At 64.2% G+C, this 11187-nt stretch carries 7 protein-coding genes; 1 reads left to right on the top strand and 6 read right to left on the bottom strand.

Annotated features, from left to right (window positions below; translation table 11 throughout):
- Nucleotides 1-13 precede the first annotated feature (13 nt).
- Genes ACOOGG_RS01245 through ACOOGG_RS01235 form a run of 3 tightly spaced genes read right to left on the bottom strand, consistent with a single transcriptional unit; the run spans nt 14 to nt 6959 of the window.
- Nucleotides 14-2938, bottom strand: coding sequence for an NADAR family protein (locus ACOOGG_RS01245; protein ID WP_420431466.1), 2925 nt, complete (start codon nt 2936-2938; stop codon nt 14-16).
- Entirely contained in the window at nt 2938-5505 is a 2568-nt protein-coding gene (locus ACOOGG_RS01240) for a hypothetical protein (protein WP_420431464.1), read from the bottom strand. The genes ACOOGG_RS01245 and ACOOGG_RS01240 overlap by 1 nt, the downstream gene beginning before the upstream one ends.
- A gap of 2 nt (nt 5506-5507) precedes the next feature.
- Nucleotides 5508-6959 (bottom strand): hypothetical protein, encoded by a 1452-nt coding sequence (locus ACOOGG_RS01235; RefSeq protein WP_420431462.1) that lies wholly within the window; start codon nt 6957-6959, stop codon nt 5508-5510.
- Between ACOOGG_RS01235 and ACOOGG_RS01230 the strand changes: the two genes are divergently transcribed.
- The gene (locus ACOOGG_RS01230; protein WP_420431460.1) at nt 6958-7206 is read left to right on the top strand and encodes a hypothetical protein; all 249 of its coding nucleotides are present in this window, start codon (nt 6958-6960) and stop codon (nt 7204-7206) included. The two genes, ACOOGG_RS01235 and ACOOGG_RS01230, sit on opposite strands and share 2 nt — an antisense overlap.
- A 10-nt stretch (nt 7207-7216) precedes the next feature.
- Here the strand turns inward: ACOOGG_RS01230 and ACOOGG_RS01225 are convergent, their stop codons facing one another.
- From ACOOGG_RS01225 to ACOOGG_RS01215, 3 genes are all read right to left on the bottom strand, one after another.
- A complete protein-coding gene (locus tag ACOOGG_RS01225) occupies nt 7217-8008 on the bottom strand; it encodes a hypothetical protein (RefSeq protein WP_420431458.1) in 792 nt (263 codons plus the stop codon).
- Nucleotides 8009-8073: 65 nt separating this feature from the next.
- A complete protein-coding gene (locus tag ACOOGG_RS01220) occupies nt 8074-10314 on the bottom strand; it encodes a hypothetical protein (protein WP_420431456.1) in 2241 nt (746 codons plus the stop codon).
- Nucleotides 10314-11177 (bottom strand): hypothetical protein, encoded by an 864-nt coding sequence (locus ACOOGG_RS01215; protein ID WP_420431454.1) that lies wholly within the window; start codon nt 11175-11177, stop codon nt 10314-10316. The genes ACOOGG_RS01220 and ACOOGG_RS01215 overlap by 1 nt, the downstream gene beginning before the upstream one ends.
- Between the last annotated feature and the right edge of the window lie 10 nt (nt 11178-11187).

Genomic DNA, 11187 nt, shown 5'->3' with positions numbered 1-11187 from the left:
GCCTCGGGGGGGGCTACCTCTTCCCCTCGTAGTCCTTGCTGGGCTTCTTGGGCATGTTCCTGCCCTGTCTCCTGTGGGACCCAGGCAGGCCTGTGGTGAACTCGTACGAGTCCGTTCCCCCCTCCGCGAAGAAGTCGGTGATCTGGTCGGGACTCGGTTCCCTGGGGTCCTTCCACAGGCCGCGTTGGCCCTTCCGGAGCAGGTCCAGGCGCCTGGTCAGCTCCTCTGGGTCCAGGTCCAGGATCTCAGCCAGAGTCGCTATCTTCTCGGCCCTTTGCTCGGCGGTCATAGCTGAGCTCGGGCTTGCCAAGTCCTTTATCATCTCTCCGGTCGGAGAGTCTGCTAAGCCTTCGACCACATTGGAAAACTGGCCAACACTAGCGATCTCGTCCACTCCTGGACCAGCTTCGCCCACTTGCAACCTCTGTGTCAGAGCGTTTGCCTCCTCGGGGTCAATCGGACTCCTCAGATAGTCGTCACTGGCCAACTGTTCCGACGACTTCTGTCTCCCAAGAAATGTGTGCCTTGGATCCCAGTCTCCCGTCTGTGCCAGGCGTGTTACCTCCGCTGGGGTCATCGAAATAGGATCAACGATGGCTCCGCCTGTTTCTTCTGTTATGTCCTTGCCAGCGGCCTCCATGGCCCTAAGTCCCTCGGATTTCTCAGGGAACGCATCCCTGAATAGCCTCTCCATGTTACTGTGGGTCCTGTCCATCCTGTAGTCGCGCTTGCCTGCGGCCTTCTCGATTTGCTCAGCATACTTGTAGTTGGGCACGTACCGCCTGCGAGCATCCTCTGTAATGTCCCCTATGCTGTAGCCATCAGCCCTGAGTTTCCTCAGGCGTTCGAAGTACTCGTTGGGGTCAGTGTCCCTGTTCGGGTACAGAAGCTCAGCCAGATTGGGCTGGCCAGCCCTCCGGGCCTCGTTCGCAGCCCGGATGTTGGCTACGTCCATCCTCGAGGCAGCATCGTCGTACCCCATCTGCATCCTTGGCAGGAAGCTGCCTGCCTTGGACGTGTCTATGCCCAGGTGGGACTGGTAGTGCCTGTTGTCCTCGAAGGGTCGCACGTAGTGGGACCCGTATCCTCCGAAGATGCTCCCGGTGCCCGGGGCGCCAGCGTCTCTGGGTACTCTGGATAGCTTGCCCTGTCCGAGGTCTCCCTGGTCCCTTCTGGCCAGCAGGGAAGAGAGCTCCTGGAACAGGTTCCCCTCGACACGGTCATAGTCAGCTGGGTTGTCGAAGGCGCTGCGCGGCGTTTGCCAGAGGCTCTGCAGTTGCTGGTAGATGGGTGACTGTCTCGCTTTGTGCAGTCGGCCCGCCGGGCTGTTCATGAACTTCTTAGCGCCCTCTTTCTCTCCGAACTTGTCCGTGTACCAGGAGCTCGGCGTGTGCCACTTGGGGTCGTTCGCGTGCTTGGGCCATTGGGGGAGGGACTCGGTGAACAGGCTGCTGCCCTTCTCACCCAGTGACATGCGGGCCCTTTCCGCCAGCTCCTCGGCCGAGACGTTCTTGCCCTGGGCCAGGTTGTACCGCAGGTCCTCCAGCATTCGGCCCAGAACGTCCTCCCCGCCCTTTTCGGGATGCACACCCCAGAACGGGTCGCCTTGCTTGCCCCAGGGCGTGTGGTGGACCAGGGGGCGTGAACCCGTGCGCGTCAGGAACTTGGCGTCCCGCGAGTTGGGCGAGTACCTGGCTAGCAGGCCCTCGGCCATGGTCTGGAGTTCGCCCTCCACCGGCTTCGTCCGCTCCCACTCTCTCCCCAGCTTCCCGATGAGCTTCGAGTTGCTCGTACCCCGGATCTGGTCGGCCAGGTTATCCGGGCCCTTTGTGCCTCTGTTCGCGTGGTAGTACTGTTCCAGGGAGTCGTAGGATTTCCCGTCCGGACCCTGGAACCGTCTCCGCCAACTGGGACTAAGGATCCTGCCCTCCCGGTCCCCGGAGTGGACCAGGAGCGACTGCTGCTGCGGGTTCCCCATCCGCAGGGGGGAGGATGGGGCGCCGGGCAGGGAGATGGTCGGTTTGGCCCCCTCGTTCCCATAGGCCATGGGTCCCATGTTGGGGAAGTCCCTGGTGTGCTTCTCGGCCCCGGCAACGGGTGTCCTGTAGGTCTGGGTGTTGGACTGGATGTCGGTCTCAGCGGGCATCCCACTCGGGGTCCGGTCCCTGACGTCGGGGTTCCGAACGGCACCGTCACGGCCTACGATCACGTCGGCATCGTTGATATTCGGGTAGGTCTCTATCAGGTTGCTCAGCTCATCGGCCTCAGCCTTGAAGACCTGATGGAGGGGTGTCCCCGATACCGTTTCCATCGACTCTTTGAGCTCAGCCAGCCGTGCCCGGGCCGCCTTGATCTCCGGCTCCCTACTGGCGTCGAAGTTCAGGAGAGACTCGTCACGGCCCCTTGGGAAGGGTTCGCCCTGTAGGTATCCCTCCGTCGTCTGTGCTTTACGGCCTGGCCCCGAGCTGATGGGGGACGCCAAAGCGTTGCCCTTGTACCTGGCAATCGCGTACCTCTTGGCCAGGTCTTCTCCTACGCCCGGAAGGCCCTGCACCTGCTTGAAGGCTGCCCTTGCCGCCTTGGCTCCGGTCCCGGCCAGCTTGGCGGGGTTGACGCTGCCGATGATTCCCATGGCCAGGCTCTCACCCAGGGGCACGTCGGTGCCTGGGTGGCCCAGGAAGTCCGCTATGCGGGCCATGACAGGGGCGTCGTCTACGGAGATCTGGGAGAACGGCAGGCCGGTGGCCCCGTACTCCTGCATGGCCCGCCCCACGTCCCCTTCGGCGGCGGGCATGGCCATCTCCTCCAGCTCGGCCAGGGGGTTCGCCCCCCTCCCTCCCAGCTCATCCCGCATCCTTTGCTGTGCGAGCATCATCAGCAGGGCTTTTTTCAGAGGATCATCAGGCCCGTCCGGTCCTATCATGCCTGGAAGTGCCATTACCTGGTCCTCCCTGGTACACCTCTGCCACTCGCGCCGCCCAGCTCACGGTTGAACGTCCCGGCCAGCGACCAGCGGGTGCTCACACCCGCGGCCCGTCGGATCAGGAAGTCCACCACCGAGTTCGCGCCCTGGGACAGGATAGCCTCGCTGTTGGCGGTCTTGGCGATCTCGTTGATCAGGTTCTGCTTCTGGACTCGGCTCAGGTGCGAGAGCTGGGGGGCATTGTCGATCACATGGACCATGCCCTGCCGCGCATTCTCGCTCCGGCCCAGGAGCTGGCGGAACATGGACCGGGCCTTGGGCGGGTCGGAGCTCAGTTCGTTCCGCAGGCCCTCGAAGTAGTGGCGCCCGAACTCGTCTTGGGTCTTGGGGTCGTTGGCGTACTCGGCCATGGCCTTGTCCCAGCGGACGGGGGCCTCGTCCAGCCCTGCGGACAGGACCCTCTTCGCCAGCTTGGATGCCTCCACGCTGCGATTAGCCTTCCCAAGCTGCCCCTTCAGGTCCATGAGGTTGGCGAACCCGGAGTCGCTCCGCGTGGCCGAGGCCTGCAATCTGTCGGCGAACCCCTTGGTCAGGGCATCGCCACCCCACCTGTCCAGCAGTGACTCAGCCTCTCCGTAGCCCAGGGCTCGGTCGGGGGGCACTGCACGACGGTTCAGGGACTCGGGCATGATCCGGGGGGCGTGTTGTCCCAGGAGCGATTCCGGGCGTTCCTGGACGGCCCTCTCGATGTAGTCGTAGATGGGGTCGCTGGCCTCGTGGCCTCTGCGGATGGCGTAGTCGGCAGCCGGGCGGGGGATGTCTTCGAAGTACTCCCCGGTCTTGGGGTTTCTGATGCCGCCTTCCGGCGAACGTCGAGGAGCATCGCCGAAGCGAAGATTGAACAGCTCGTCCGCATCCTTATCCAGCTTGAACCTATCCATCTCCAGCCTGGAAATTGCCTTTCCGTAGCCCTCTGGCTGGTTTCTTCGCAAGCCCAGGATCTCGTGGCCCATGTCTTCACGTTGCTTCTCTAAGGACTGAACGGCTTCCTCCCGCCAGTTCTTGAAGAAACCCTCCAGGGGACCGAAGTCGTCTCTGTTCCTTTGGCCGAGCTCTGAGCCCAGGGCCATAAGGCCACTGACACGTATGGGCTGGGTGGCTTCGCGGGCAGGCTCCCCCAGCCACTCCTGCCGGATACCGGAGGCGCCTCTGTGGTCCAGGCTCCGCAGGGCGCCTTGCACATCGCTGTTGCGGGGACCGAAGAAACCCTGCCTGGCCTCCTCTACCTGGGGCTGGAGCTGGGTCTCGCTTTGCAGGTTCTCACGAAGGCGCGGGGAGCCAGGCTGTACGCCCGTCTCCCTGGTGAGCAGGTCGCCCAGCACCTCGGGCGAGGTCTGGGGCCGTCTGAAATGACGGAGCCGGTTGTAGGCGAAGCCTCCGATACCGCTGGCGGTACCGACGCCATAGCCAACTCCGGCACCTAGTGCGCTCCCGCCAAAGAGTCCGCCTCTGAACTTGCTGAAAGCGTCACCCAGACCCTCTGAGTCGGTGATGTAGTTGGCCTGGCCGGTTCCTTCCAGCGCACCGTACAGCACCCCCTCTCCTATAAACCTCTTGGCCCTGTCCTTGCTGAAGACGTCGCCTATGGTCTTGGCTGTCAGTGGGTTGTCGGAGACCAGGTCGGGTTTCAGGCGTCCATGCCGCCAGAGGTTCCACAGGGGTTGGCCGACGTTCTCGGCCACGCCCTGGAACATCGGGAAGGATCTCGTGGCCGTCCGTCCGGCGGCATCATTGATCCCAAGGGAGCCGGGGTGAAAGAGGCCGCCCTCCTTCAGCAGGCCCTCAGCCGCCTCGGCCGCGGCATTGTCGCCGCGACCGGCTGCGGCCATGGTCTCGCTGATGTTCTCCATCTGGTTCGCCGGTCCCGTAACAAGGTCCTCCGGCGGCTTGCCCGTCAGCCAGCCTCTGGCCCTTTGCCAGAGGTTGGGGACCCTGGTACCCTGGTTGGCCAGCCCTTCGGTAACGGCCCCTGCGGCTTCCTCCGACGCGATCCTCTTGCCCGGCGCCCCGATGCCGAATCTGTTGGCCAGCTTGCCGACACCCTTGGCTGCGGCCTTGGCCCCTGCCTTTGCGGGACCGAACAGTCCTCCGGTCGCAAGGGTCAGGCCCAGGTCCGGGGCGAACTCGGCAGTCAAACGCTCACCCAGGGGCAGCTCGTTGTACCTGGCGTTGACACCCTGGGCCCATTCCCGCCCACCCATCAGGGATACGACATCGTCTGCCTGATTGAAGGTCAGGCCCTGGAGTCCGCCCCAGAGGTTCAGGCCCAGTCTTTCCAGGCCCTGGGGGGCTCCGCTGGCCCGACGGTTAGCCTGCTCCTCGCGGCGGGCCCTCCTATCAGCGATCCTCCTGGCCACGGCGGTGTCGCCCTGGGCCAGAAGGGAGTCCGGCTGGGCCATGATGGAGTCTACCTGGGCCTGGGTGGCCCGGCCTTGCTGGACCTGGAGCAACGCGAAGGCACGGGCCTGGTCCGGGTCCTCGGCCATCAGCTCCCGCAGGATTCTCTGGAGTTCTGGGTCCATGTCTAGTTCCAGTCAATAGGAGGTAGATCACCATACGAAGCCCTCCATTCGTCGAGCTCCTCCGTGCTGATGTTCTGGAGTGTTGCGCCAAGACCTGAGGTCACTTGTCTGGCCCTTTCCGTGGCCAGTGAAAGCGGGCTGTTCTTACGCTGTTGGTAGAGCTCGGCCACCTCCCTTCGGCTGGCGTCGTCGGACTCCAGCCAGGACTCCAGCAATGCTTCGTTCTCTGCCACCTTCGAGCGCACGTCCGCATAGTGATCCACGGAGTTTCTGATTGCAGCCTCGGCTGCCGCCGTGTCTTCGCCGTAGTCCAGGGCGACCGCTCTCAGCATGGCTTGGCGGTTTCTGTCGTAGGTGGCGAGGCGTTCCTTGGCGAGGAGCATAGAGGCCAGCGCCAGCTCGCGGTGCTGGTTCTTGTCCAGCCTGGTGCCCTTGATCCATTCCCCGATCTTTCCTGCCAGTCTATCAGGAATGGAGCCCATGGCCTGCAGGGTCTGGATCTCCTTCAGCTTCTTCACGGAAGTCGGATCGAGGACCTCCAGGAAGTTGTTCATCAGGACGAAGTCCTGGAACCCGGAGCTGTCGGAGAAGAAGTCCTCGTTGCCCGTCAGCATGGCCTGGAGGGTACCCCCGCCCATGATGGTGGAGAGGGACTGGGCCATCTGGTCATGGCCATCGAAGGCGTCCTGGTAAGTGCCCAGGTAGTCCATCTGCGAAAGGACGGGTGCCCCGACCCTTTCTGCGGCCCTGTTGATCTGGTACTGCCTGACTATCTCGCTCGTGCGGTCGTCGATGAGTGCCATCGTATCGCCCAGGTTGATGGGGGTCCTGCCAGTGAACCCCTGAGCTATCTCATCCCCGTGAACGTCTACCATCCTGGAGTTTTCGCCCAGGGTGGCCCTGCCCTTGGCCGCCTCTTCCCTCATGCTGCCGACCTGCTTCCATAGACCCCTGGATAGCAGATCAGGAGTCGCTGCCTCGAAGTCGCCGCCATGCAGCCTGAGGATCTCTTGGGCCAGTTGGTCCTCGGGGGAGGAGAACCTGGCCTTCCGCATGTCATCTACGCGCTTGGCTTCCTCCCCCATGCCAGCTTTCATGTAGGCAGCGATGGCCCGGTCGTAGCTGGTCGGGTCGGTCGGGTCGAACTGGATGCCCATGGGTGGGACCTCAGTATCCGGAGCCAGCTTGGCCCACTCCAACTGCCCTTCCATGTGGGCCTGCCGTACACCTTCGGCCGCCTGGTGGCCCGCGACTACGCCCTGCATGATCGCGGAGACCAGGCCATCCCCCCTGTCGCCTGCCATGCCGATGGCCGCTGCGGCCATGGCCATGCCATGCCGCCGGGCCCGCAGCTCTTCACTCGGGGGGACGCCCTTCATCGGACGGCCGGAGAAGAAGTTGTCCAGGAACCCACCCTTCGGCTCGCCGTCCTTGCCCGACTCCGGGCTCGGCATGGCGGGTGACTCGAACCGGGGCGTCGGGTCCACCTCCGCCCGCATCCTGCGTGGGTCCACCTGCTGGGTGACCGGGGTGACCGAGGCCACGGGCGGTGTGGCCACCGGGGCCACCGCCGGAGCGGTGGGCGCGGTGGGCACAGTCTGCCCGGCCTGGGGCGTCGGGGAGGGTGGCCCCCCAGGCTGCTCGGGCTGGAACGGATTGCCCGCAGCCTGCTGCTGCATGGTCTCCAGCCAGTCGCCGTAGGGGAAGAGGGTCATGCGCTCATCCCCCAGTTAGGACGGGGTAGGTGCATGGTGCCCGTGGGCGACGGCGGCGGAGGCTGGGACTGCCAGCCCAGGTTGGACGTCGGAGCCCTGAAGGTGCCCGGGTTGGCCGGGGCCTGGGGCATGGACCACGGGCTTCCCTGGGCCGCGTTGTAGGCGCTCATACCACCGCTGATCCCGCCCAGGATACCGGAGACCCATGGGTTCTGGGAGCCTGGCAGGCCCACGGGGCCCATGCCCTGCTGCATCAGGCCCGTGGCCGCCTGGGCCCTGTACAGGGGCTCCTGGGCCTGTCGCTCGCGCAGGGCCCGCTGGTACTCGGAGTACTGGAGGCCCTGGCTGACAGAGGACTGCCAACCTTGGTGCAGGAGGTTGCCCGTCTGCTGCATCTGGGCCGCGTCCAGCTCACCCAGCCTGGCCCCGGCGGTCAGTGCGTGGCGGGAGCCGCCGAAGGCTCCGGCCGACGTGGCCCCCGCGTTCTGGTCCAGGTTCGCCTGGCCACGCAGCTTGTCGTACTGGGTGCCCAGGCCGTCAATGACCTGCTTCTGGTACGGGTTCATGAACGCCTGGGCCTGCTCGGCCACCGAGCGTTGGTCAGGGCCGAGGAAGAACTGGCCAGGGTGGTTCGCGATGTCGTTCGCAAAGCCTGACGCCATGCCCCGCATGTTGCGGATGTAGGCGTTGTCCGCGTCCGTGACCTGGTTCTTGTCCTTCGAGCCGAAGAAGCCGCCCAGGGCGCCGATACCAGCCCCGATGCCCGCGAGTAGTAGTGGTCCTGGCATGTGTCCCCCTATGGGTTACGGTGTCCCCTGAACCTAGCGATTCGGGGGGCGGGGGCGCTAGGGGGTCAGCGGGGGTCGTCTCCGTAAGAAGAGGCTAGGTTCTCCAGGTAGACGCCATACGTGGCCCGAGCTTCCAGGGTGTTGCTGGCAGGGTTCGTTATAGTCGGGAAGGCGTGGGAGTCGGACATGGTTTCGACTACTGTGAGGCTGGAGCCAAGGCCAGGCCCCTGGAGGTTGTGGTAGTAGAAGAAGCGTTGGGCCTTGGCGGTTGCCGTGCTTTCGTCCACCGTGACCGTGGCGCCGGAAAAGCTCTCGCCTGGGTCAAGGAACTGGGAGGCACGTTCATTCGTACCCTGGGTGTTGCTGAACCCCCCACCCCAGGAGAAGGTCGGCTTTCCGACGTCAGAACCGGCAGATGTATCGGGCCACTCTCCTCCCCAGCCGGGGTCGATTTCGCTCCACTCTGACCAGGCGGTCGTTACACCCCCACCATTTGCACGGACCCGGAAGCGGCTTGGCGGCCCTGTAAAAAGGATGGCATCTGGGTCATAAAAGAGGTCGTAGATGGTTTCGCCGCTGCCTACGCCCCATCCGGTGTTGTAATCCTTCGGTGTCTGGCTGAATCCAAACTCCGTCCCAGTAACTTCGATCTGGAAGTCGGTCGCAAGGCCCCTGCCCCTATCTTGGGGGGTATCAAACCAAAGCTCGAAATCATTATCGCCGTCCCTGTCCGGCCCCCACCCTACCGTGAGATTCGTGGGGGCGTCGTTCACCGTCAGGGCGCGTGGGGTGTACGCTGCAACCGTCACGTGGTTGCTTGCGAAGTGTTTGATGTTGTTGCGTGTCCAGGTTATCCGGAAGACCTGGCCGACGCGCTGGAAGTTGTCGAGGGTGATCGTCTTCGTGTTGTAGCCGTCAACGAAGTTGTTCTCCCAGGTAGAGCTACCCGACCGCTGGCTCTGCCATTGGATGCTCCTCGCCCCGCTGGGTAGCGTGGCCGTCACCTGGTCACCCTGGAGTGGCTCATCGGACGAGTAGGTGACGGCGACTATCTGCTCAGCATCCGGGGGCAGGACGGCGATCCCAATCGTAGATGAGGCCGTTGCGCTGGTCCCGCTCTTTGCATTGGTGCCCGTACCGTCGGCGCGTACTTCAAGGGTCACCAACACGGTCGTGCGGACAGTGACCGTGGGGGCACGGTAGGTGGCGTTGGCCCCGTTCTTGGCCAGGGTACCCGTGCCGCTGCCCGCAACGGACCAGGAGTAGTGCAGCTCGTCGTAGGTCCCGCCCTGGAACACTCCGGACAGGGCCAGGGTAGCCCCCGATCCAATGACATTTTCGTTGCCCGCCGTCGATATGCCGACCGTGGGGGCGACGGCATCGGTGAGCACCGGCGGTGGGGGTATGACCGTGGCCTCCGCCACCGTCACCCAGTCGCTGTAGAAAAACCTGTTGAGGAGGTCCGGGTCGTTCATCCCGACCCCGATCATCTTGTACCTGAGCCTGATCTGGCTGCCCGCCAGGTCTTCGGGCACAGACCATGTGAGGCTCGTGGCCCCCTCTCGGTCGTGGATGAAGGCGTTGTTACGACGCCTGTGCTGCCACTGGTAGCTTTGGAAGTTGATACCCACGTTGCTGGAGAAGGAGGCGGTTACGTCCTCTCCGGCCACCGGGGGATCAGGGGAGTAGCTCACGGTGGGGGTTACCCTCACGTTGAAGTCCTCCGTGTCCTCTTGGGTAGCAGAGGTCCCGTTGCGGGCCTTCGTGCCTGTACCCCTGGCAGTGGCCACGCATTTGACGGTCACGTTGGCGGTGCCCGTGAGGCCTGAGGCCGGGGTGTAGACTGCCGTGTCCCCGTCGCCCTTGATCGTGCCCCCGCCCTTGGTGATGCTCCATGCGTAGGAGATGGTGTCCCACGTGCCCGAGGCATCGGCCTCCAGGTCGGCCGTCTCGTCCGAGTCGATGTTCCCTTGGGCGTTGATGTGGAAGGTGTTGTGGAGGACGGCCACTATGCTCGTGTCGCCCGGCACCTCCAGCTCCGTCTCCACCCAGTCGCTGGGTTCGTAGGAAAAGTTTCCCTGTCCCTCCCGCGCCCTGATCCGGTAGGTGTACGTCTCGTCGGCGTACAGGTCCGGGATGTTGTTGTCCTCGCGGGTATCGGTGTTCCCCTGGGTGAAGGACGGCAGGGCCGTGTAGCTCCCCCCGGACGGCTTCCTCTCCAGGTCATACGACAGCCCTCCTGCCGTTACCCTGGTGCCATCGGAGCGGTGGGTCGGCTTGTCCCAGCTCAGGTCCGCCTTCGCCATTAGGTATCGGTGAAGGTGATCGTGTAGGTGAAGTTGGCGTAGCGCTGTGCCCCTACGTCGTCTGGGGTCGTGTCCCTGCTCGATGCGATGATGTTACTGGCATTGAACTGGATGCGGTCGCCCCCCACGGCGTAGACGGCAGTCCTGGCCCGGTGCCTTCGGATGGTGACCACGTTCGTGTTGGAGCCCGTGCCGACCTCTTCAGCAGCGTCGTTGTTACCCTGGTGGCCTTCAAGCAGGACCTGGGTGTAGGTGAGGTTGGTGTTCTCGTCCACCCCATCGGCGATGGCCTGGCCCGTGAGGGGATGGATGAAGACGTCGGGGCCAGCGGTCACGGACCCCAGCAGCCTGCGGGCCATGCTTCGGCCCAGGTTGCTGTCCGCCTTCCAGTTGGTCCCGGTGAGCGCGAAGGACACCTCCCAGCGGAAGGTCCAGTCCTCGCCCGCAGGCTTGTCCGCCGTCGGCGAATCGAGGTGCGAGAGCTCAATCGCGTCCAGCTTGATCTGCAGGCCGTCCTTGGTAGCAGCGTTGTCGATCTTGTAGGCGTCCTCGTTGTCGTCCACGAACGTCGCGAGGAACGTCTGGCCGCTGACGGTAGCGCTGGTCGCGTTGATGGATCTGTCGGCGATGTCCTGGTTCGTCGTGGCGTTCTTCCGCTTGATATTGATCGAGAGCAGGCCGTTGGTCGCGTCGGCCGGGCTCGTCGTGGTCCACCTCTTCCCGGTGTTGATGAACCGCTTCGCGATTTCGGCGAGTCCGGTGCCCTGGAAATCGTTGTGGTCCTCCTCGGTTCCCAGTACCTCACCAGTCTTCCGGCAGGTGCGAACGATGGTCATGCGGCCGCTGATCTTGACCTGCGACATGGACTATTCT

The organism is Candidatus Poriferisocius sp., from assembly GCF_965214065.1.
Taxonomy (GTDB): Bacteria; Actinomycetota; Acidimicrobiia; order Acidimicrobiales; family Bin134; genus Poriferisocius.
The sequence above is the reverse complement of the archived record's forward strand: the minus strand, read 5'-3'. Positions and strand labels throughout refer to the sequence as shown.

Excerpts from the sequence above, each read along its gene's own strand:
- ACOOGG_RS01245 (WP_420431466.1), bottom strand. The coding sequence starts at position 2,938 with ATGGCACTTCCAGGCATGATAGGACCGGACGGGCCTGATGATCCTCTG.
- ACOOGG_RS01240 (WP_420431464.1), bottom strand. The coding sequence starts at position 5,505 with ATGGACCCAGAACTCCAGAGAATCCTGCGGGAGCTGATGGCCGAGGAC.
- ACOOGG_RS01230 (WP_420431460.1), top strand. The coding sequence starts at position 6,958 with ATGGCGGGTGACTCGAACCGGGGCGTCGGGTCCACCTCCGCCCGCATC.
- ACOOGG_RS01235 (WP_420431462.1), bottom strand. The coding sequence starts at position 6,959 with ATGCCGAGCCCGGAGTCGGGCAAGGACGGCGAGCCGAAGGGTGGGTTC.
- ACOOGG_RS01225 (WP_420431458.1), bottom strand. The coding sequence starts at position 8,008 with ATGCCAGGACCACTACTACTCGCGGGCATCGGGGCTGGTATCGGCGCC.
- ACOOGG_RS01220 (WP_420431456.1), bottom strand. The coding sequence starts at position 10,314 with ATGGCGAAGGCGGACCTGAGCTGGGACAAGCCGACCCACCGCTCCGAT.
- ACOOGG_RS01215 (WP_420431454.1), bottom strand. The coding sequence starts at position 11,177 with ATGTCGCAGGTCAAGATCAGCGGCCGCATGACCATCGTTCGCACCTGC.